Source organism: Chryseobacterium viscerum, assembly GCF_002899945.2.
Lineage (GTDB): Bacteria > Bacteroidota > Bacteroidia > Flavobacteriales > Weeksellaceae > Chryseobacterium > Chryseobacterium viscerum.
This window is the reverse complement of record NZ_PPEG02000009.1, coordinates 91,907-112,818: the sequence shown is the minus strand read 5'-3', so window position 1 is coordinate 112,818 and position 20,912 is coordinate 91,907. Positions and strand designations below refer to the sequence as shown.

22 protein-coding genes are annotated in these 20,912 nt (G+C 35.4%); 17 read left to right on the top strand and 5 right to left on the bottom strand.

Features of this window, described 5'->3' with window-relative positions; genetic code table 11:
- Positions 1 to 693: 693 nt before the first annotated feature.
- Genes C1634_RS20150 through C1634_RS20140 form a run of 3 tightly spaced genes read left to right on the top strand, consistent with a single transcriptional unit; the run spans position 694 to position 2,879 of the window.
- On the top strand, positions 694 to 1,287 hold the full coding sequence (locus C1634_RS20150) for a hypothetical protein (protein ID WP_103233846.1): 594 nt from the start codon (positions 694 to 696) through the stop codon (positions 1,285 to 1,287).
- A gap of 52 nt (positions 1,288 to 1,339) precedes the next feature.
- The gene (locus C1634_RS20145) at positions 1,340 to 1,912 is read left to right on the top strand and encodes a hypothetical protein (RefSeq protein WP_103233845.1); all 573 of its coding nucleotides are present in this window, start codon (positions 1,340 to 1,342) and stop codon (positions 1,910 to 1,912) included.
- Between the two features lie 4 nt (positions 1,913 to 1,916).
- Positions 1,917 to 2,879, top strand: coding sequence for an HTTM domain-containing protein (locus C1634_RS20140; RefSeq protein ID WP_109739089.1), 963 nt, complete (start codon positions 1,917 to 1,919; stop codon positions 2,877 to 2,879).
- A gap of 52 nt (positions 2,880 to 2,931) precedes the next feature.
- Here the strand turns inward: C1634_RS20140 and C1634_RS20135 are convergent, their stop codons facing one another.
- On the bottom strand, positions 2,932 to 3,765 hold the full coding sequence (locus C1634_RS20135) for an OmpA family protein (protein ID WP_109739033.1): 834 nt from the start codon (positions 3,763 to 3,765) through the stop codon (positions 2,932 to 2,934).
- Between the two features lie 87 nt (positions 3,766 to 3,852).
- Between C1634_RS20135 and tilS the strand changes: the two genes are divergently transcribed.
- The 7 genes from tilS (at position 3,853) to C1634_RS20095 (ending at position 11,770) form a co-directional block, all read left to right on the top strand.
- Positions 3,853 to 5,205: a tRNA lysidine(34) synthetase TilS gene (tilS, locus tag C1634_RS20130; RefSeq protein WP_109739032.1), complete on the top strand. Its 1,353-nt coding sequence runs from the start codon at positions 3,853 to 3,855 to the stop codon at positions 5,203 to 5,205.
- On the top strand, positions 5,178 to 5,753 hold the full coding sequence (locus C1634_RS20125; RefSeq protein ID WP_109739031.1) for an RNA polymerase sigma factor: 576 nt from the start codon (positions 5,178 to 5,180) through the stop codon (positions 5,751 to 5,753). The genes tilS and C1634_RS20125 overlap by 28 nt, the downstream gene beginning before the upstream one ends.
- Before the next feature lie 63 nt (positions 5,754 to 5,816).
- A complete protein-coding gene (locus C1634_RS20120; protein ID WP_103232305.1) occupies positions 5,817 to 6,773 on the top strand; it encodes a redoxin domain-containing protein in 957 nt (318 codons plus the stop codon).
- Positions 6,774 to 7,130: 357 nt separating this feature from the next.
- Positions 7,131 to 9,200, top strand: coding sequence for a protein-disulfide reductase DsbD family protein (locus tag C1634_RS20110; protein ID WP_109739088.1), 2,070 nt, complete (start codon positions 7,131 to 7,133; stop codon positions 9,198 to 9,200).
- 275 nt (positions 9,201 to 9,475) lie between these two features.
- On the top strand, positions 9,476 to 10,003 hold the full coding sequence (locus C1634_RS20105) for a biopolymer transporter ExbD (RefSeq protein ID WP_109739030.1): 528 nt from the start codon (positions 9,476 to 9,478) through the stop codon (positions 10,001 to 10,003).
- 109 nt (positions 10,004 to 10,112) lie between these two features.
- Positions 10,113 to 10,895 carry an alpha/beta fold hydrolase gene (locus tag C1634_RS20100; protein ID WP_103232324.1) on the top strand — a complete coding sequence of 261 codons (783 nt, stop codon included), beginning with the start codon at positions 10,113 to 10,115 and terminating at the stop codon, positions 10,893 to 10,895.
- Positions 10,896 to 10,966: 71 nt separating this feature from the next.
- Positions 10,967 to 11,770, top strand: coding sequence for a patatin-like phospholipase family protein (locus tag C1634_RS20095; RefSeq protein ID WP_103232307.1), 804 nt, complete (start codon positions 10,967 to 10,969; stop codon positions 11,768 to 11,770).
- A gap of 35 nt (positions 11,771 to 11,805) precedes the next feature.
- Here C1634_RS20095 and C1634_RS20090 read toward each other — a convergent pair whose 3' ends face one another.
- The gene (locus C1634_RS20090) at positions 11,806 to 12,810 is read right to left on the bottom strand and encodes a DHH family phosphoesterase (protein WP_103232308.1); all 1,005 of its coding nucleotides are present in this window, start codon (positions 12,808 to 12,810) and stop codon (positions 11,806 to 11,808) included.
- Between the two features lie 234 nt (positions 12,811 to 13,044).
- Between C1634_RS20090 and rpmH the strand changes: the two genes are divergently transcribed.
- Positions 13,045 to 13,203 carry a 50S ribosomal protein L34 gene (gene rpmH, locus C1634_RS20085; RefSeq protein WP_040997588.1) on the top strand — a complete coding sequence of 53 codons (159 nt, stop codon included), beginning with the start codon at positions 13,045 to 13,047 and terminating at the stop codon, positions 13,201 to 13,203.
- A gap of 153 nt (positions 13,204 to 13,356) precedes the next feature.
- Entirely contained in the window at positions 13,357 to 14,067 is a 711-nt protein-coding gene (locus C1634_RS20080) for a cell division ATP-binding protein FtsE (protein ID WP_103232310.1), read from the top strand.
- 11 nt (positions 14,068 to 14,078) lie between these two features.
- Here C1634_RS20080 and C1634_RS20075 read toward each other — a convergent pair whose 3' ends face one another.
- From C1634_RS20075 to C1634_RS20065, 3 genes are read right to left on the bottom strand one after another with little or no spacing between them, the layout of a single operon-like run.
- A complete protein-coding gene (locus C1634_RS20075) occupies positions 14,079 to 14,771 on the bottom strand; it encodes a tRNA1(Val) (adenine(37)-N6)-methyltransferase (protein ID WP_109739029.1) in 693 nt (230 codons plus the stop codon).
- The gene (locus C1634_RS20070; protein WP_103232312.1) at positions 14,771 to 16,225 is read right to left on the bottom strand and encodes a sensor histidine kinase; all 1,455 of its coding nucleotides are present in this window, start codon (positions 16,223 to 16,225) and stop codon (positions 14,771 to 14,773) included. The genes C1634_RS20075 and C1634_RS20070 overlap by 1 nt, the downstream gene beginning before the upstream one ends.
- A 1-nt stretch (position 16,226) precedes the next feature.
- Positions 16,227 to 16,811 (bottom strand): riboflavin synthase, encoded by a 585-nt coding sequence (locus tag C1634_RS20065; protein ID WP_103232313.1) that lies wholly within the window; start codon positions 16,809 to 16,811, stop codon positions 16,227 to 16,229.
- A 48-nt stretch (positions 16,812 to 16,859) separates the two neighbouring features.
- On the opposite strand from C1634_RS20065, the gene pdxA reads away from it, so the two are divergent.
- From pdxA to accC, 5 genes are all read left to right on the top strand, one after another.
- Complete coding sequence (gene pdxA / locus C1634_RS20060) at positions 16,860 to 17,951, top strand: 4-hydroxythreonine-4-phosphate dehydrogenase PdxA (RefSeq protein ID WP_109739028.1); 1,092 nt, start codon at positions 16,860 to 16,862, stop codon at positions 17,949 to 17,951.
- A gap of 84 nt (positions 17,952 to 18,035) precedes the next feature.
- Entirely contained in the window at positions 18,036 to 18,566 is a 531-nt protein-coding gene (locus C1634_RS20055; protein WP_103232314.1) for a YceD family protein, read from the top strand.
- Positions 18,567 to 18,633: 67 nt separating this feature from the next.
- Positions 18,634 to 18,837 carry a 50S ribosomal protein L32 gene (gene rpmF, locus C1634_RS20050; protein WP_002976251.1) on the top strand — a complete coding sequence of 68 codons (204 nt, stop codon included), beginning with the start codon at positions 18,634 to 18,636 and terminating at the stop codon, positions 18,835 to 18,837.
- A 127-nt stretch (positions 18,838 to 18,964) separates the two neighbouring features.
- Complete coding sequence (gene accB, locus C1634_RS20045; RefSeq protein ID WP_103232315.1) at positions 18,965 to 19,447, top strand: acetyl-CoA carboxylase biotin carboxyl carrier protein; 483 nt, start codon at positions 18,965 to 18,967, stop codon at positions 19,445 to 19,447.
- Positions 19,448 to 19,546: 99 nt separating this feature from the next.
- The gene (gene accC / locus C1634_RS20040; protein WP_109739027.1) at positions 19,547 to 20,902 is read left to right on the top strand and encodes an acetyl-CoA carboxylase biotin carboxylase subunit; all 1,356 of its coding nucleotides are present in this window, start codon (positions 19,547 to 19,549) and stop codon (positions 20,900 to 20,902) included.
- The last annotated feature ends 10 nt before the right edge of the window (positions 20,903 to 20,912 follow it).

Genomic DNA, 20,912 nt, shown 5'->3' with positions numbered 1-20,912 from the left:
ACCCATATAAAATACCGGGAAAACACGGATGTTATTTTTGTGGTATTAGTGATAAGTTTGCAATACGAATAACGGGTAAAAACACTAAGAGAAAACAAGATGGTTGCAGGAGAGACACAAACTAACCATGAGAATCGCAAAAAAGTTGTACCGAAAGGTAGAACAGATTCTTCTGCAGCAAAAACTAAGACAGAAATATCCACTTCATTTTTGCAACGAATTATTTCTCTCTTGAAAAAAGAAGAATTAATTTGATTAAAAAGTAAATCCCGGCCACCTTCGGGATTTATTTTTTTTAATGTAAGGTTATTTCTACTCAGGTCATATCAGATAGTCTATCTGATCGTCAGATTAACAATCTATCCCGCACAGGGATTAATCTTTTACCAACATCCATTCAAAAGAACTTGATGAAGTTCTTCCGACAAATTTTTATCAAATTTTACATTTTACGCATCTACAAAGCAGTTTTGAAAATCCTTAGATAGGCTGTTATTTGCAGATTATTACCTCATCCCATCTTTAGATTTAAGGTTAAAGGTTAAAATCCCTACACAAAAACAGGATAAACACTTATTCTAAAGCACTCACATAATTCTACATTTGATCTAAGTTTTCCAACCATGAAACACTCACAAAAAGGAGGAACCCGAAAATCCTAAACAGAGTAGGGATATTTTTAAAAACAACCACATGAAAACAAAGACTTTATTTTTAATTGGAGCAATAGTGGGACTTGTTATTATATTTTCCCAGCTAAAACCTCAGGAGATGTCTTTTTATAAAGAAAAGGGCAATTACATCGTAGACAACAATTACATCATTAAAGATGTCAAAAAAATCTCTGATGAAGACATGAAAAATTTACTAAGCCTACAAAAACTTCATCAGAATGGTTTGGGTACCAATTTTATTGTATACAAAATCAACAGACAGTACATCATCCGCGGATGCTTGATAAAAGCCAACATTGACTGGAAAAAATATGGTGATCTGAGAGCTAAAGTAGATGGTATCTTAAAAAAATACGGAGCTAAAGAATTGGTAACAGATTATTATGCTATTCAAAACAATCAGGTTGCTACCAACGCTGCATTGCTGAGTCAGAAAGACATTGCATCCTTAAGTAAATTAACGATAAGAGGTGCTGAAGAATATACCATCTGCCCGCCAACGATGGGTAGAAAGAACCTTACCAATGTGATTATAAAATCTATAAAAGCCAATACAGCTATTGATCCCAGAATCAATGTAAAACTGAATAATGTATTGGTAAATTACAAATAACAGCAAAAGGCTGTCTTCAGAATGAAAACAGCCTTTTCTTAAATCTTTTGCCATGAAAAGAAAGCTTCAGTTATCCGGGATTTTTATTGTTTTACTACTGGTCTTTACGATTGGTTTGAAGGGAACATTTGATGGCTACTATGGTTTTTATTATGAAAACAAAAATTATGAAAAACCTTTAGCTTACAAAATTTCAGAAAACATTGCCCAGTCAAAGCCCGTCAATATGTTTGCCTCTTATACCGGTTTTGATACAGGCTATGGCTTTTACGCACCCAATGTTGCCAGTGATTTTGTCATGAGTTTTGAACTGAAAGATAACAATGGAAATATTCTGGAACAAAAGACCATGCCTTATTTTAAAAGTAAGGAAAGCAGAGTGAGATATACGACAGTCTTTAATATGTTTCTTGATAAAATTTCTGATAAAAACAAGTACGACAGCAAGTACTATCAATATCTGGACATCATTATCCGACAGATTGCAGCGCATGTCATGAAAGAAAATCCAAAAGCAACAAAGGTTACTACAAAACTTTATCTGTACGACTACCCTACTATTGCAGATTTCAGACAGGGAAAGACGAATGAAAATTTGATTCTTATTGATGAATTTAAACATTAAAGCGATGAAAAAACTGAATGTACTTTACACAAAAGTTGAAAATTTCTTTTTCAAGCAGGATAATCAAACAGAATTTTTAAGTTTCTTTAGAATTGCAATAGGACTTATTATTCTCTTACAATTCATTGCAGTGATGCCTGATTTTGAAAAATTATTTTCTAGCAGCAGTGTCATTCCACAGGATATCATGAGTGTTTTCACTCCGGATTGGCTCATTACATTTTCAAAAGCTGTCAGCTTTTTGCAGACTTTGGGTATTGAAGAAGGCACCACAATTATGATGACCAAAGTATCATTTATCACATTGTGTATTTTTGTTATCACCGGATTTTATTCCAGAATCTCTGCTCTGCTATTATTGATACTGCAAATTGCATTACTCAAAGGAAGTTCTTTCTTTGCGTATGGTGCAGACTTTTTTACGAGTATGTCCTTGTTTTATCTGATCCTTTTTCCGTCCGATTCCCATTTTTCCCTCAGAAACTTTATTTTCAGTAAAAAACCTGGAAATATCAATATTACTCCGGTAAAAAGGTTATTTCAGATTCATATTTCTATTGCTTACTTCTTTTCGGGACTGGACAAAGCTTTAGGCTTCAATTGGTGGAACGGAGAATCTATCTGGAAAGCCATCCATCTGCCCTACTCCAACAGGGATCTGAATATTGATTTTAGCTGGCTTATAGAACATTCTTATATTTTGAGTTTCATCGGATGGAGCACTATTATTATTGAGATGTGCTATCCATTTTTCATATGGTACAAACCCACTCAGAAGACATGGCTTTTCCTAACGGTTTCTATGCATATAGGAATTGCATTGGTTCTCAACTTATATTATTTTTCAGCAATTATGATTGTTTGGAATATCACCAATTTTTATTTTGAACAACCCATTAAAAAGACCGTCCGTTCTTCAAAGAAAAAAATATCTGCCCATTATATTGCGAAACAAATAGGTTCATAAAACAACAAATCCCGAATGGCTTCGGGATTTGTTGTTATGTATGGTTGAGTGATTATTTCTTAGGAGTGATATCCATCAGCTTCATAAACTCATCAAGTTTAGGCATGATGATGATTTCCGTTCTTCTGTTTTCAGATCTTCCTGAAACACTCATATTAGTCGCTTTCGGGTTATATTCTGAACGACCACCAGCGGTAATTCTTGCAGGATCTACTCCAAACTGAGTCTGAAGAATTTTAGCAACAGACGTACCTCTTAATGCAGAAAGATCCCAGTTGTCTCTCGGAATATTTGGAGAGTTCAACGGAGCATTATCTGTATTACCTTCGATCAATACTGAATATTTATCATAATCATTGATTACTTTAGCCACTTTACCTAACACTTCCTGAGCAGCAGGCAAAATGTTGTAATCTCCTGTTTTGTACAGCATTTTATCTGAAAGAGAGATCATTACTACCCCTTTCAATACTTTCACCTGTACATCCTGATCTGACATATTATCCAAAGATCTTTTCAGTTTGTTAGACAATGCAAGGTTCAAGCTGTCGTTTTTAGCATTGCTTGATATCAACTGCTTAATATAAGAGTTGGAAGCATTGATTTCCCCTACAAGTTTATCAATGTTAGCAGAACTTTTTCCTGTATTAGAAAGACATGCATCAAGTGATGACTTCAAAGCATCATGCTGACTTTTCAACAAATTGTTTTCCCCCGTCAATGCAGAGTTTTGAGATTTCAAATCCTGAATTTCTCTTTGTCTTTCTCCAATATTTTCAATACACTGTTTATAGTTTATGCTCAATGCATCATATTGCTTCTTGCTAACACAAGATGTCATTCCCAGCGCCATTGCAGAAACTGCTAAAACTTTTAAAATCTTCATAAATAATCATTTTTAGACTACTCAAAGTTAGGGAAATTCAATTGAATTATATCGGTTATCTTTGCATAAAAGAAATTCTCAACAAATATGTTGGAAAAATCAAGCTTTATCAGTCAATTAAAAAATCTCGTTCACGAGCCTGAAAATCACACGTATCTTCTGGCCGTAAGCGGTGGAGCAGATTCTATGGTTCTTGCCTCTTTATTCAGGGATTTAGGGTCCGAAATTCAAGGTTCAAAGTACCGTTTTCAGGTTGCTCATATCAATTATAAACTCCGTGGTCATGATTCGGATCTGGATCAGAAAACAGTACAGGATTTTTGTGAGAAAAATCATATAAAATTTCATCTGTATGAAGTTTCTGAAAAAGATCAGAAGCCGGAAAATTCCATTCAGCTTTGGGCAAGAGAACTTAGATACACCTTTTTTAAAGAAATCCAGCGAAAGGAAAAACTGGAATTTCTGGTGACAGCTCATCATCTGAACGACCAGCTGGAAACATTTATCATCAATCTTTCCAAGGCTGCGGGCATCAATGGATTAAGCGGAATTCCAGCGAATGACAATAATATTCTCAGACCTATTTTAAATTTTTCAAAAAAAGAAATTTATGAATTTGCTGAGCGAAATACGATTGAATTCCGGGAAGATCTTTCCAATAAAAAAAATGATTATCTACGTAATAAGATTAGAAATGTGATTGTTCCGGCACTGATGGAAACTAACGATCACTTTCTGGAAAACTTCAGAAAAAGTTCTTTGTACCTGAATCAAACCAAAGATTTTGTACAGAAGCAAATTCAGGAGTTAGAAAATCGCATTACAATATTTAACAAAGACTATAAAATATTATCAAAAGAAAAACTTGATCAGGAAAGTGATTTCGTAAAATTTGAAATTTTAAAAAAATATGGGTTCAGCCAGGAGGAAGAAATCCCTAAAATTTTTAAAGCCGAAAACAACAGTTCTTTTTTTTCAAAAGAATATCAGTTGATCGTCAATCGTAATGAACTGATATTTATGAATAGAAACGATGAACAGGGCTCCAAAGAGGAAATAGTACTGATCGATCATTTTGATTTTTCCGAAAACCAAATCAGCATCAATCTCGTAGATCATATTGAAAACATTGATGGAATCAATAAGGAGATTGTATGGGACTTTGATGCTGAAAAAATTCACTTCCCATTACGTTTAAGAAAACAAAAAGAGGGTGACGAGTTTTATCCTGTGGGGTTTTCGGGGAAAAAGAAAGTTTCCAAGTTTTTTAGAGACGAGAAATTATCTATTTTGATCAGGGAAAAGGTCTGGTTATTGTGTGATTCCAGAAACCACATTTTGGGAGTTATCCCTCTCAGACAGGACCGCAGGTATCAGGCAGATAGAAATACTCAAAAAAAGATAATCATAAAATGGACAGAAGAACAACTAATTCGTTAGCTGTTGATGATTTTAAGAAAGACAGCAATATCGCTTTTGGTATCTTATACCAACAGTATTTTGACTATACCAAAAAATTTATCCTTAAGAATAAAGGCAATATAGAAGATGCGGAAGATATTTTCCAAGACGCACTGCTCATCCTTTATCAAAAGCTGAATGCAGATGATTTCAACGTTCAGACCTGTCTGGGAAATTACATCATTGGAATTTCTAAAAATCTATGGCTGAAAAAATTAAAAAATAGAAATTTTTATATAGAGTCCCCGGAAAGTTATTTCATAGAAAATCAACAGGAAATCACTTCTGCTATTGAAAATGAAAAATATTACTGGGAAAAACTTTTTGGTTATGTTAAGTCTATTTCTTCACACTGTCAAAATTTGATCCACGATATTTTTATTGAAAATAAAAGCATTGAGGAAATTCAGAACAAATATCAATATTCAAGCAAGCATAATGCTCAGAACCAAAAATATAAATGTGTAGAGCAGATCAGAAAAATAAAAGACAAAAAAAACACTCTGATTATTAATGAGTTAAAATAAATTATTAAATGAATGGGTGATTTTTTCCTTTTTAAGGGAACATAATAAAAAAACAACATTCTTATGTTCAAAAAAATGGTATTGAGCTTCCTCATATTGCTAGGAATCTCGTTTAATGCGCAAAGCACGGGTATCAATTTTCAAAAAATTGATTTAGAAGCGGCGAAAAAAATCGCTGCAAAAGAGAATAAACTTATTTTCATTGACTTGTACACTACCTGGTGTGGCCCCTGTAAGCTGATGGCAAAGAAAACATTCACCGATCCTCAAATTGGGGAAATGTTCAATAAAAACTTTGTCAACCTTGCTATAGATGCAGAAAAAGAGGGGGTCAACCTAGCCAAAGAATTTAAAGTGGTCAACTATCCTTCTTTTTTATTCCTGGATCCAAAGGGTAAGCTGGTTCAATATGATTTCGGATATTATAATCCCACCCAGTTTTTAGAAGTCGGAGCATCTGTTTTAAGAAAAAAAATGGTTCAAACCGATAAAACCTTAGATCAGGTAAAAGGAAAAATGGTTGGAGATAAGATCGAAAATTTTACGGCAAAAGACCATGTAGGAAATACATTTTCTTCATCGCAAGAAAAAGAAAAACTTATTATTGTTTTTATCAGAGGTCAATGGTGTCCTTACTGTAACAAATATATTGAAACGTTACAAAACCTGGCACCCGAACTAAAATCTAAAAATGCAAGGTTAGTCATTATATCTCCCGAAAAACCAGAATTTATAGAAAAGACGATCGGCAAAACAAAAACTGATTATACGGTTCTATATGATGAAGGGTATAAAATCGCAGAAGCTTTTGATGTTCTGTATACTCCCGACAGTGAAACTCTGAATTTCTATAATTCCAGATTGAAAGATGACTTTGCTAAAAGCAGATCAGATAACTCAGGAAGGCTTCCTGTCTCTGCAACATTTATTCTTAATGAGGGCAAAGAAATTATATGGAGGCATTTTGATCCAGATTACAAAAAGAGAGCCTCTACAGAAGATATTGTAAAGCAATTATAACAAAGTCTGATTCGAACTTATTATTTATAACTTAAGTTTGGGAGGTTGAATAGCATGGCTGAAACAGAATTTAATTCTTTACTATTGATAAAATCAATAACAGCTTTGAGTCTTAAAAGGATTGATATTTTTACTACAGCTAAAGTAAAATAGAAAATATTTCACTTGAAAAGCTTCTAAAAAAGAAAGCTTCTAAGTTTTTTAAGGACGAAAAATTATCTATTTTAGCGAGGCAAAAAATTCAGATACTGTCTGATGATGATTCTGTATTCAGAATACGATCTTTCAGACAAAACAGATGATACGCAAAGGATGAGAAAACAAAATGGAGTCTCAAAATTTTTAATGAAACGAAAAATGAAATTTAGAAATTGGTTTTTATTAATTCTACTATTTTTAGCAACGGGAATTAATGCACAGATAAAGAACCCTGTAAAGTTTAAATTCACCATCAACGATCTGGGAAACAACCAGTACGAAGCGGTATTGAATGCCACGATGGAAAGCGGATGGCACATTTACTCAAAAGATCTACCGGAAGACACCGGAATTCCCACTGAGTATAAAGTGACAGGTAAAAATATTGAACTGATCGGGAAATTTTCCGAAGTAGGTAAAAAACATGAGGAGTTTTCTGAAGCATTCGGTGGAACGATTGTCTTCTACTCCAACTCAGCAGGGTTCAAGCAGAAATTTAAATTAAAAGATCCCACAAAACCTGCAGATGTTACGTCTGAGATTACTTATCAGACTTGTGATGACAGAGTTTGTCTGGCTCCAAATACATTAGAATTCAACCAAAAAGTGACTCCGAAAGGGGCAACGGAAGAAGCTACGACTGAGGAAACGGCAGTTCCTGTAAAAGATTCATTAAAAGTGACTGAAACAGTTACCGAAAATCCTTCAAAAACAGTAGCTACCATCACAGAGGCTTCAAAACTGGATCCTAAACAACTGAAAATTGAAAGTATAGATTTCAAAAATCCATTGACGGATTGTGGTACAGCTTCCACCAAAGTGGATGAAAATTACTGGACTTATTTATTCTTAGGATTTATCGGTGGGCTTATCGCATTGCTTACTCCTTGCGTTTTCCCGATGATTCCATTGACCGTTTCATTTTTCACAAAAGGGAATAAGAACAAAGCAAAAGGAAAAAGAGATGCCCTTATTTATGGGTTTTTCATCCTTCTTATTTTCGTTTTATTAAGTATTCCGTTCCATATTATCGACGGAATTGCAGGAAATATCTTCAACGAAATTTCCACAAGTGTATGGCTGAATATTGCATTCTTCATCATATTCATCTTCTTTGCCGGAAGCTTCTTCGGGTATTATGATATTACTTTGCCAAGTTCTATCGCCAACAAGTCTTCTAAAGCGGAAGAAGCAGGAGGAATCATTGGCATTTTCTTTATGGCATTAACATTGGTTATCGTTTCATTCTCTTGTACAGGACCTATTTTGGGAAGTTTATTAGGAAGTGCGGTAACAGGTTCTACCAACGTTCCGATGTTATTGACATTTGCATTGGCAGGATTTGGATTAGCATGGGCTATTGTTTTCGGACTGTTGGCTTTATTCCCGCAAGCATTGCAAAGTCTTCCGAAATCCGGAGGATGGATGAATACGGTAAAAGTAGTTTTAGGTTTCGTAGAACTGGCTTTAGCATTGAAATTCTTATCTAAAGCAGATCTTGTATCTAAAACATTCTTCTTAAAAAGAGAACTTTTCATCGCTATCTGGATCATTGTTGCATTAGGATTAGCATTATATTTATTAGGATTTATCAAATTCCCGCATGATGATAAAAAGCCTAAAATTTCTATCACAAGAAAGATATTAGGAGTATTGGGAATTGGCTTTGTGATCTATCTGATTCAGGGATTAATTCCATCTGACCGTCCGAAGCTTCAGCTATTAAGTGGAATTTTACCTCCATTGAATGTAAGTTATTTCCATGATGAAAAAGACGGAATTTTAGGAATGCATCCGGAGCACGACTTCTTCAAAGCAATAGAACTGGCCAAAAAAGAAGACAAACCCATCTTGATTGACTTCACAGGATACGGATGTGAAAACTGTAGAAAAATGGAGGAATTCGTATGGAGCGAACCAGACATTTTACCAGTCCTTCAAAACGATGTCGTATTAGCATCTCTGTATGTGGATGATAAAGAAGAGCTTCCTGAGGATCAAAAAACTAAAATTGACCTTGGTGAAGGACAGATCAAAAAGGTAAAAACAATTGGTGACAGATGGAGCTTATTCCAACAGGTTAACTTCAATAATAACTCTCAACCACATTATGTTTTAATCACTCCGGACGGGAAAGTAATCAATACTCCGGTTTCAGGATATATGCCAAAAGAGGATTTCAAGAAATTCCTGGAATGTGGTGTTAACTTCTATAAAAAGAATAAATAAACCATTTACATATTATTTAAAAACTCACACTTTACCGTGTGAGTTTTTTTGTGTAGATCTTTAGGCAAAGATCATCCTGAAAATTCAATAATCAGTAAGCCAGCAATATCATGATGATACACTTTTAGAAAAACAGATTAAAAGAAACGGAAAATTAAAATTTATTACGAAAACTATCAATAGATTCATGAATCTATTGATTATTTCACAAGTAAGGCATGTGTTTTGTAAGAATTAATTAACAAATACCGTTTAACATTTTAAAACTTTTAATCATGGCAGAAGTAATTGCACAAGAAAAACAAGGCAGCAAACAAAAGAAAAAAATGATCAGAGTAGACATGACTCCTATGGTAGATCTGGGATTCTTACTCATCACATTCTTTATGTTCACCACTAATTTTACAAAACCTAACGTAATGGATTTAGGACTACCGGCAAAAGACCATAATCCCAACCCCCTCCCAACTGATAATGTAATCGGAGATAAAAATCAGGTTACATTTATCCTAGGAAAAGACAACCGTGTATTTTATCATCAGAGCAACCAGAATGATCTGAATACAGGAAACCTTAAGGAAACTGATTTCAGTGGAATAAAGATTTCAAAAATCATCGCGGAAGCTTATCAAAAAGCTCCTGATCAGAAAAAATTCACGGTAATTGTAAAACCTACGGACGAAGCCAACTACAAGAATTTTGTAGACATGCTGGACAATCTCGCTATTTCTAAAAAGGAAAGATATGGTGTAACAGACATCAAACCTTGGGAAACAAAGGTTTATAAGGAATTAACTCAATAAAACAAGAAGAGCATTTTTAAAATGCTCTTTTTTGTTTACATTTGAAAGGAAAAGAGAGCGGCTGCATACAAAGGCTGCATTATTTTTAACCTTCTATAATTTTGGAATCATGCTGAACTTTGAAAGAAAAGGAAACGGAAAAGAAACATTGGTACTTCTTCACGGGTTTATGGAGAATCTATCCATATGGAATGATATGGAGCCTTATCTTTCTAAAGATTTTTCACTGCTGAAAATTGATCTTCCCGGCCACGGACAGTCTGAAATTCTTGCAGAAGTTCACACCATGGAACTGATGGCTGATGAAGTAAAAAAAGTTTTAGACCAGCAAAATTTAGAAAAAGTACATCTTTTGGGACATTCTATGGGAGGTTATACTTCGTTAGCTTTTGCAGAAAAATATCCTGACTCTTTAAAAAGTTTAACGCTATTTTTCTCTACCTATTTTCCGGATGATGAGGAGAAAAAACAACAGCGCATCAAAAGCTATAGAATTATAAAGGATGCATTTGCCCATTATGCAAGAGCCGGAGTTCCCAATTTATTCAATCCTAACGAAAGAGATATTCTGGAAGGGAAAATTGAAACCGCTCTTGAAACTGCACTTTCCACCAATAACCTAGGTGCACTAGCCTGCGTAAAAGGAATGGTAGAAAGAACCGATAAAAAACATGTCCTGGAAAATCTGGAAGCTAAAATTCTGGTATTGGCAGGAAAACATGACAACGCTGTAAAAACCGATATGATGATCAAACATCTACCGGACAGAACGAATATCAAATCATACATTCTGGATTGCGGACATAACGGACATTGGGAAAAACCTGGTATCTGCGCCGAAATCATCAATACAGAACTCCTTCACAATCTTCCTAAAAAACTGGTTTTCTAATCCCCAGTTTTCTAATGAATTAAAGTCTTGTTTACAAAAAATCCTGTATATTAGTAAGGATAATTTTCGCAATGGATTTATTCTCATTCAAAAAAAAGAAACCACCGGTTATCGGGCTTACACTTTCAGGTGGAGGCATGCGTGGCATTGCTCATATTGCCGTGTTGAAGGCTTTGGAAGAATATAATCTGAAACCACATATTATCTCCGGAACCAGTGCCGGTTCTATCATTGGGGCTTTTTATTCTTTTGGAAAAACGCCGGATGAGATGATGGAAATTGTAAGGCAGACTTCTTTTTTTTCGAGATCAGCTTTAAAATTATCAAAGAACGGAATTTTCAGCTCGAATTTTATTTTAAAATTGTTCAAAGATTACTTTCCAGAGGACAATTTCAGTATTTTAGGAATTCCTGTGTATGTGGCCGCTACCGAAATGACCCATGGTATTGTAGATTTTTTTTCTGAAGGGGAGCTTTTCGGTCCGTTACTGGCTTCATCCAGTGTTCCATTCATTCTTCCTCCGGTAAGGATAGGGGAGAAAATTTATGTAGATGGCGGTGTTCTGGACAATCTTCCCATTGAACCTATTATTGACAAATGTGACTTCCTGATTGCTTCTCATGTCAACTCGATCAGTTATGACGAATTGAAAAAGATGAGTCTGATGAAAGAATTCGACAGAATCCTCCACTTAGCCATCGCAAAATCGGTCTATTCTAAAGCGAAATACTGCAATATATTTTTAGATCCGCCTAAAATGACGAAGTACAGTCTTTTCAACAAAAGATATATAGATGAGATGTTTCAGCAGGTTTATGAATACACCTGTCAGGAGCTTGAAGAAAAAGGATACCGAAAAGATTTGAGGGTCTAAGACTTTACCCCTTGTCTTTTTACATTTTTGTCCTTCTAGAAGTTTTCCTCTTTTACTTTATTTTTAAAGGTTTCTATCGTTCCAGCCAAAGATTCCAAAGATTTTCCACCGGCAGCATTGATATGCCCTCCACCATTGAAATATTTTCTTGAAAACTGATTCACATCAACATCATCTTTACTTCTGAACGAGATTTTAACAAAATCCTCATATAGATCTTCCATAAAGAATGCAGACATTTTTACTCCGGCAATGCTCAAACCATAGTTTACAAAACCTTCCGTATCTCCTTTCTGGAAACCTAATTCTTTAAGTTCATTTCTAGTAAGGCTTAAAACCGCTACAGTACCATCATTCACCACTTCTATTCTTCCCAGAACCAAAGCAAGTAAATGTAAACGGGAAACTGTATTGGTATCCCATGTATTGGATGTGATCATGGCAGGATCTGCACCATGTTCAATAAGATTGGCAATAATTCTGTGTGTGGTAGCACTCGTAGAACGAAAACGGAAACCACCTGTATCTGTCATAATCCCTGTATAAAGGCATTCTGCCATATCCTGGTTCACCAGTTTTTCATCATTCATAGCTTCAATGAAATGATAGATCATCTGTGAAGTTGCAGGGATTACCGTATCTGAGTAAACAAAGTCAAATTTTTCCGGCTGCTGGTGGTGATCAATAAGAATTTTCTTCCCCTGAGCTCTAACCAGCCAATCTCCAAGTAAGCCAATTCTTGATGGAGAATTGAAATCCAGGCAGAAAATAACATCTGCTCCTGCAATCATATCAGACGCAAGCTTTCTTTTGTACTCAGCAATAATCACTTTTTTAGATTCCGGCATCCACTTCAGAAATTTCGGAAAATCATTAGGGACAATAACCTCGGCATGAATTCCCTTAGCTTTCAGATAATGCTTCAATCCTAAACTAGAACCAATAGCATCTCCATCCGGGTTATAGTGGGTAAGGATAACTATTTTGCTCTCTTGTGTAAGTAATGTATTGATATCTAAAAGTTCTGCTGGTGTAAACATCCGGTGTTTATTTTCGTTAAAATTAAAGTTTTCAAAGATAGAGCTTTTATATAAATCATTTAAATATTATTTTTGCACCCGAAAATGGTTTTCCCATCGGGGGTTTATAAATACCTGATCAAAAAACATTCAATTTAATTTAAAAAAAGATTATTAAAGTTTGTATCTTATAAAAATTTATATATCTTTGCAACCTGAAAATTAATAGATTAATTACGATTTAAACATATAGTAATGAGTAAAAGAACATTCCAGCCATCAGAAAGAAAGAAAAGAAACAAACACGGTTTCAGAGAAAGAATGTCTACGCCAAATGGAAGAAGAGTTTTGGCTGCGAGAAGAGCTAAAGGCAGAAAGAGTTTAACTGTAAGTGCTTCACGCGCGAAGAGATAATTCTACATTATCATATACAAATCATGCTTGAGAAGTTCCTTTTCAGGCATTTTTTGTTGTTAAAATTTACTAAAATTAGAGTCAGATAGACTTCTTTTTTCTATTTTTAAAGATTGAAATTTTTTTGTTAGAAACAGCCTTTAAAATTAAATTATGCCACATACAAATATCTCTGGAGAAAACATCATAAGTTTACAGCAAGCCAAGATTGCACAAAAAAGCTTCACTGTACTTTCCGATGTAAATCTTAACATTAAAAAAGGTAGATTCTGCTATCTTATCGGAAAAACAGGTTCTGGAAAAAGCTCCCTTCTGAAAACGCTTTACGGACACATTCCATTAGCATCAGGACACGGATCTGTGGTAGGATTTGATCTTGCAAAATTAAAGCCCTCTGACATCCCTAATCTAAGAAGAAAATTAGGAATCGTATTCCAGGATTTCCAATTACTTTCTGACAGAACCGTTGAAAAGAATTTAAAATTCGTTCTTGAAGCAACAGGATGGAATGATAAAGTAAAAATGGAAGACCGTATTAATGAGGTTTTGGGAAGTGTGAACATGAAAAGCAAAAAGCACAAAATGCCACACGAACTTTCCGGAGGAGAGCAGCAGCGTATTGCGATTGCAAGAGCGCTTCTTAACCACCCTGATCTTATCTTAGCAGATGAGCCGACAGGAAACCTTGACCCGGAAACATCCAATGAAATCATGACCTTATTAAAGCAGGTAGCCCTTGAAAACGGAGCTGCAGTAGTAATGGCAACACACGATTACCATATGATTCAGAACTTCCCTGGTGAAGCAATCAGATGTGAAGATGGAAAAGTATCAGTATTGGATACGGCTGAATTGTTTGAGTAAGAATTCAACCTCTATTTAAAAACATGAAACTCTTTGGTGAGTTCAAGATATTGGTCCGAGTATTGTCTCGGACTTTTTTCTATAATAAAGTCAGATTCGCGGATCTCTTTTTCTTGTGATGAGAACTCCAGAATCAGTCTTTTAGCTTTTGAATTTTCAATTCCTTTGATATGTATTCTTTGGTTCAGAAACAGATGATTTTCTTTTCCAATTGAAATAAAAACTTCTCCTGCTTCCACAGGAATAATTACCGAAAAAATCCCGCTCCCAGACAGAAGCCCGGACGCTTTGGATATTAACTGTCTGAAATTTAATTCTACAGTTTGGCGTGCAATCTTATCTTTCTCTGATCCTGACTCTTCAAAATAAGGAGGATTAGAAACAATCAGATCAAATTGCTCCTCAGATTCAAAAGTTTTAAAATCCTGATGTTTATTTTTCAGTCTTGTATGAAATGGAGAATTTTCAAAATTGAGCTTTGTAAGCAATGCAGCATCTTCATTAATATCAAGTCCCAAAAAATCAGCCTTCAAATTTCTTTGTGCCAGCATTAAAGAGATTAGCCCTGTTCCTGTTCCTACTTCCAAAATACGGGAAGCATGTTCAACATCAGCCAAAGCTCCAAGCAGAACACCGTCTGTTCCCACACGGAAGACGTCTTTAGACTGCTGAATTTCAAATTGTTTAAATGTAAAAGGCTTCACTATAAATTGGTAGGCAGTGTAATGATGAATGTGGACCCCTTCCCTACTTCAGATTTCACAGAGATCTCCCCTTTATAATCTTCAATCATTTTTCTGACCATCGATAATCCAAGTCCCATTCCACTGTTTTTAGAAGTAAAATTTGGTTCAAAGATTCTTTCGTACATATTATCGGGAATTCCTATTCCGTTATCCTGAACAGAAATAATAACTCTTCTCTGATGCTGTTCTACATCTACATTGATGATGAGTTTTCTCTGATCGCTTTCTGCCTGTTTTGCATTGGTCACAAGATTGGTTATAATCCTGGAAAGATAAATCCTATCCATATTGATCATAATATTGGTCTTGTTGGCATGCATGAAAATACTGTCATCATTGAATACGCGGAGAATATCTTCAACCTCCGTATTCAGATTGATCACTTCATTATTTTTTTCAGGGAGTTTTGCAAATTCTGAGAACGCTGAAGCTACCGTAGCAATCAGGTCTATCTGATCTACCATCGTTTTGCTCATCTGCTTTACTTTTTCTTTAATATTCGGATCTTCCGGATCAAATTTTCTTTCGAAATTCTGAATCGTAAGTTTCATCGGAGTCAATGGGTTTTTCACCTCATGAGCAACCTGTTTGGCCATTTCCCTCCATGCTTCTTCTGAAGCTTTGAAACGCAGCCTTTCCTTCTGATCCTGGATTTGAAGAATCATCCTGTTGTACGCTCTAGCCAAAGCATTAAGCTCATCATTTTTATAATATCTGATAGGACGCATTTCATTTTCAAATAATGTAATACGGGTAATCATATCAGAGAACTTCGTAATTGTTTTTGCAAGGCTGTTGGACGTCACCCAGCTGATCCATACACTAAACAGGATAAGGAATATATCGACTAAAAGAATGTATTTTACATATTGATGAAGAACCTCCAAATAAGCAGATTCATTGTGATATAAAGGAATATAGACAATTCCGATAGGCTCAAGCTCATTGTTTTTCAACAAGAGATATGAAGAGGTTAGCTTAGCATCTTTAGAAGCATCATAATTCACCATATCTACCCTTGCATCGGTAGACAGCATTCTATTGACGATCTCTATGGGAATCGTTTTCTGCTCTACTAGGGCTTCATCTTTATTGGAAAGCAGATAGTCACCTTTCAGATCATAAATAAAAATGTCATGCTGGTTGATATCCGCTATTTCAAAGATTTTATTCCCTAAAACTTTCGGAAGGTCTTTTGTTTCTATAAGAGTCTGGCTTACCGCATAGTCCAGATACCGCATAACAGCATTGGTCTTATCCTGCATATCGATATTACTCTGCTGCAGAGAGTGATTCCTCAACACAAAGTAAGGAACGAGCGATGTAGCGACAACACTTAAAAAGCATACCAGCAAGAAGCCGAAAAATACCCGGTTCCTTAAGCTATATCCTTTATACTTATTAATTGACATTCTACTTTTTAATTAACCTAGCAATATACTTACCAATAATATCAAATTCCAGGTTAACTTTATCACCAATTTTCAAGTTTTTCATATTGGTAAATTCCCAAGTATAAGGAATAATGGCTACAGAAAACTGAGCATCTTCACTTTTAGCAACTGTAAGGCTGATTCCGTTTACCGTGATGGATCCCTGAGGCACCGTTACAAAGCTGCCGTCATTCTCATACTTCATCGTAATGAAATAGCTTCCGTCTTTATTTTCAATACCAACAACCTCACCGGTTTTATCAACATGTCCCTGAACAATATGCCCATCCAGTCTTCCATCCATCTTCATGCAACGCTCCAGATTCACAACAGTTCCCAATTCCCATTTTCCAAGATTTGTCTTTTCTAATGTTTCATTGATGGCTGTTACTACATATTGATTGTCTTTTATCTCTACAACCGTAAGACAACAACCGTTATGCGCAAGGCTCTGATCAATTTTTAATTCGTTTGTAAAAGGGCATGTAAGGGTAAAATCTATATTGCTTCCTTTTTCTTCAATCTTATCAATAACACCAACTGCTTCAATAATTCCTGTGAACATATTATTTTTTGCTAAATTTGTAAATTATAATCTTCAAAGATAATCAAAATGAGCCCAAAAAACCATAAAGTACGAGTAGGAATTTCAATCGGTGATTTCAACGGCATCGGCCCGGAGATCATTATGAAGTCTCTGAATGACAAAACCATTACAGATTTTTTCACTCCTGTAATTTTTGGCTCGGGAAAATTATTCACTTATCAGAAAAACATCTTTAAGCTGAATCTTAATTTCAACTATGTCAACGAAGCTTCGCAGGCTCAGCCAGCAAAACTTAATATGGTAAACCTTACTAAGGAAAACGTTAATGTAGAATTAGGAGTTCCAACAGAAGAATCCACGAAAATGGCTATTGATTCTTTGGAGGCCGCTACAGAAGCTTTGATGAAAGGAGACATTGATGTTTTAGTAACCGCTCCCATCAATAAGGATGAGATGGTAAAAATGGGTTTTAAACATACAGGACATACAGGGTATTTTGAAGAAAAATTCGGCAAAAAGGGATTAATGTTCCTGGTAACTGAAGACCTTAAAGTAGCCGTATCCACGCATCATATTCCAATTGCCCAGATCACTGAAAATATTTCCAAGGAAAAAATAAAAAAGCAGATCAGGGTTTTAAACCAAACGCTTATAGAAGATTTCTGTGTTCAAAAGCCTAAAATTGCAGTTCTTGGATTAAATCCTCACGCAGGAGACGGCGGTGTTATCGGAAATGAAGAAATTGAAATCATCAGCCCTGCCATCAAAGAACTTTCTGACAATGGCATATTGGCATTCGGACCTTTTCCTGCAGACAGCTTCTTCCAACCGAATAAATATAAAAGCTTCGATGCTGTTTTAGCGATGTATCATGATCAGGGATTAGCTCCTTTCAAAACACTTGCTTATGAGGAAGGTGTAAATTATACAGCCGGGCTTCCGTTTATCAGAACATCTCCAGATCACGGGGTAGCGTATGATATTGCGGGAAAAAATATTGCCGATGAACAGAGTTTTACTGAAGCGATCTTCACTGCTATTAAGATTTTTAAAAACAGAAGTGAGTACAGAGAACTCATGAGTGAGCGCCTTCAGCCTAGAAAAATGGTTACAGACAACGGAATAGACGAAGATCTACCGGATGAAACTGAAGCATAAATCTTTAAAACAAGTTTTAAATTAATTTGTTTCAGATTTTATTTGTTATTATAAAAAAAATGCATATTTTTGCACACTCATTTTATGGACAAGTTAAGAAACTATGACGTAAGCTTTTCCGGGCTTAAAAACGGAAAACACGAGTTCAAGTTTGAGATAGATAAAACGTTCTTTCAATTATTTGATACTGAGCAGGAATTTACAAATCCTAGAATAAAAGTAGATGTATTACTTGATAAACACACTACTTTTTTAGAATTTGAAATTAAAATAAAAGGATTGGTCGAGTTGGTTTGTGATATTACAAATGAAAATTTTGACTATCCTATTGAGAATGAAATCAAAATTTTGGTGAATTTCGGGGAAGAATATGATGACAGCAATGAAGAGGTCATTACGATTCCTACCAGCGATCATGCATTCAACATAGCGCATTTGATCTATGAAAATGTAATGCTATCTATTCCCATGAAGAAGGTTTCACCGAATATAAGTGACGAAGATCTTAATATTCTTAACCAGTTCAGTCCCAAAGAAATTGAGGAAATTGAAGAAGAAGAACATGAAAGTGATCCTAGATGGGATGCTTTAAGAAAATTAAAAGACAATAATTAAATAGAATAATTTAAATATGATGAGATGATGAATCTCATCGCTCATCAATTAAAAAAGTTATTAGAAAATGGCACATCCAAAGAGAAGACAATCGTCCACAAGAAGAGATAAGAGAAGAACTCACTACAAAGCTGTAGTTCCTCAATTAGCTAAAGATGCAACAACAGGAGAGCTTCACCTATACCACAGAGCTCACTGGCATGAAGGAAAACTTTACTACAGAGGTAAAGTAGTATTGGAAAAAGAAGTAGCTGCTACTGAAGAAAACTAAGAGTCGCTTTTCATTGAAAAAGCCTCATTTTAATACAAAAACCGCCCAATTTTGATAAAATTTGGCGGTTTTTTGTTGTTTTTTACGTTTTTTTGGTATCTTTGACCCAAAATCAAATATCAAATTTATGGACATTAAAGACATACAAAATCTTATTAAGTTTGTATCTAAAGCTGAAGTTTCAGAAGTAAAGTACAAGACTAAAGATTTCGAAATCACTATTAAAACTCCATTAGCTGGAAGCGATGCTGTTTATGCACAACCTGCAGTATACCACACTGCTCCGCAAGCGGTAGCTGCTCCGGCACCTGTTGCAACTCCGGCTGCTGCTCCTGCTGAGAAAGCTGAAGCTGCATCTGATGACAGCAAATATATTACAATCAAGTCTCCAATGATCGGTACTTTCTATAGAAAACCATCTCCTGATAAAGATGTATTTGTAAATGTAGGTGACGAAGTTTCTGTAGGTAAAGTAGTTTGCGTTATTGAAGCAATGAAACTATTCAACCAGATTGAATCAGAAATCAGTGGAAAAATCGTTAAAATTTTAGTTGACGATACGACTCCTGTAGAGTATGACCAACCATTATTCTTAGTAGATCCATCTTAATTAGAAGTTAGATGTTAGACATTAGATGTTAGACTAAAATTCTACATTCAAATAACATTAATCTAATTTTCAAATTATCTAATTTTCAAATTTAAGAAGATGTTCAAAAAAATATTAATAGCCAATCGTGGCGAAATTGCAATGCGTATTTTACGTACTTGTAAAGAAATGGGGATCAAAACCGTTGCTGTATATTCTACTGCTGACAAAGACAGTCTTCACGTAAGATTTGCTGATGAAGCGGTATGTATTGGCCCTGCAATGAGTAAAGACTCTTATCTTAAAATCTCTAACATTATTGCGGCTGCGGAAATAACCAATGCCGACGCTATCCACCCAGGTTACGGATTTTTATCTGAAAATGCTAACTTCTCAAGAATCTGTCAGAAGAACGGGATCAAGTTTATTGGTGCTTCTCCTGAACAAATTGAGAAAATGGGAGACAAAGCTAACGCCAAAGCGACCATGAAAGAAGCTGGTGTACCATGTGTACCAGGTTCTGACGGATTGATCGAATCTTACGAACACGCTGTAAAAGTGGCTGAAGAAACCGGATACCCGGTAATGATCAAGGCTACTGCTGGTGGTGGTGGAAAAGGGATGAGAGCCGTTTGGAAAGCTGAAGACCTTAAAGATCACTGGGAATCTGCAATTCAGGAAGCTATAGCAGCCTTTGGAAACGGAGGTATGTATATGGAAAAACTGATTGAAGAGCCTAGACACATCGAAATTCAGGTTGCTGGTGACCAATTCGGTAAAGCATGTCACCTTTCTGAAAGAGATTGTTCTGTACAAAGAAGAAATCAGAAACTGACTGAGGAAACTCCTTCTCCTTTCATGACAGACGAACTTCGTGAGAAAATGGGTGACGCTGCTGTAAAAGCTGCTGAATTTATTGGATACGAAGGTGTAGGAACTATCGAATTCCTTGTAGACAAGCACAGAAATTTCTATTTCATGGAAATGAATACAAGAATCCAGGTAGAGCACCCTATTACTGAGCAGGTAATTGATTATGACCTTATCAGAGAACAAATTCTTCTTGCAGCAGGAACTCCTATTTCAGGAATCAACTATTATCCTAAATTACATTCAATCGAATGTAGAATCAACGCAGAAGATCCTTACGCAGACTTCAGACCGTCTCCAGGAAAAATCACAGGATTAAACATTCCTGGTGGACACGGAATCAGAGTAGATACTCACGTATACTCCGGATACAGCATTCCTTCTAATTATGACTCAATGATTGCTAAGCTTATCACTACGGCTCAGACCCGTGAGGAAGCTATTGCTAAAATGAGACGTGCCCTTGAGGAGTTCTATATTGAAGGAGTAAAAACAACTATTCCTTTCCACAGACAACTGATGGATAACGAAGATTATCTTGCAGGAAACTATACTACAAAATTCATGGAGGACTTTGTAATGGATAAGAAATATGATAATCACTAAGATTATTATT

Excerpts from the sequence above, each read along its gene's own strand:
- C1634_RS20150 (WP_103233846.1), top strand. The coding sequence starts at position 694 with ATGAAAACAAAGACTTTATTTTTAATTGGAGCAATAGTGGGACTTGTT.
- C1634_RS20145 (WP_103233845.1), top strand. The coding sequence starts at position 1,340 with ATGAAAAGAAAGCTTCAGTTATCCGGGATTTTTATTGTTTTACTACTG.
- C1634_RS20140 (WP_109739089.1), top strand. The coding sequence starts at position 1,917 with ATGAAAAAACTGAATGTACTTTACACAAAAGTTGAAAATTTCTTTTTC.
- C1634_RS20135 (WP_109739033.1), bottom strand. The coding sequence starts at position 3,765 with ATGAAGATTTTAAAAGTTTTAGCAGTTTCTGCAATGGCGCTGGGAATG.
- tilS (WP_109739032.1), top strand. The coding sequence starts at position 3,853 with ATGTTGGAAAAATCAAGCTTTATCAGTCAATTAAAAAATCTCGTTCAC.
- C1634_RS20125 (WP_109739031.1), top strand. The coding sequence starts at position 5,178 with ATGGACAGAAGAACAACTAATTCGTTAGCTGTTGATGATTTTAAGAAA.
- C1634_RS20120 (WP_103232305.1), top strand. The coding sequence starts at position 5,817 with ATGTTCAAAAAAATGGTATTGAGCTTCCTCATATTGCTAGGAATCTCG.
- C1634_RS20110 (WP_109739088.1), top strand. The coding sequence starts at position 7,131 with ATGAAATTTAGAAATTGGTTTTTATTAATTCTACTATTTTTAGCAACG.
- C1634_RS20105 (WP_109739030.1), top strand. The coding sequence starts at position 9,476 with ATGGCAGAAGTAATTGCACAAGAAAAACAAGGCAGCAAACAAAAGAAA.
- C1634_RS20100 (WP_103232324.1), top strand. The coding sequence starts at position 10,113 with ATGCTGAACTTTGAAAGAAAAGGAAACGGAAAAGAAACATTGGTACTT.
- C1634_RS20095 (WP_103232307.1), top strand. The coding sequence starts at position 10,967 with ATGGATTTATTCTCATTCAAAAAAAAGAAACCACCGGTTATCGGGCTT.
- C1634_RS20090 (WP_103232308.1), bottom strand. The coding sequence starts at position 12,810 with ATGTTTACACCAGCAGAACTTTTAGATATCAATACATTACTTACACAA.
- rpmH (WP_040997588.1), top strand. The coding sequence starts at position 13,045 with ATGAGTAAAAGAACATTCCAGCCATCAGAAAGAAAGAAAAGAAACAAA.
- C1634_RS20080 (WP_103232310.1), top strand. The coding sequence starts at position 13,357 with ATGCCACATACAAATATCTCTGGAGAAAACATCATAAGTTTACAGCAA.
- C1634_RS20070 (WP_103232312.1), bottom strand. The coding sequence starts at position 16,225 with ATGTCAATTAATAAGTATAAAGGATATAGCTTAAGGAACCGGGTATTT.
- C1634_RS20065 (WP_103232313.1), bottom strand. The coding sequence starts at position 16,811 with ATGTTCACAGGAATTATTGAAGCAGTTGGTGTTATTGATAAGATTGAA.
- pdxA (WP_109739028.1), top strand. The coding sequence starts at position 16,860 with ATGAGCCCAAAAAACCATAAAGTACGAGTAGGAATTTCAATCGGTGAT.
- C1634_RS20055 (WP_103232314.1), top strand. The coding sequence starts at position 18,036 with ATGGACAAGTTAAGAAACTATGACGTAAGCTTTTCCGGGCTTAAAAAC.
- rpmF (WP_002976251.1), top strand. The coding sequence starts at position 18,634 with ATGGCACATCCAAAGAGAAGACAATCGTCCACAAGAAGAGATAAGAGA.
- accB (WP_103232315.1), top strand. The coding sequence starts at position 18,965 with ATGGACATTAAAGACATACAAAATCTTATTAAGTTTGTATCTAAAGCT.
- accC (WP_109739027.1), top strand. The coding sequence starts at position 19,547 with ATGTTCAAAAAAATATTAATAGCCAATCGTGGCGAAATTGCAATGCGT.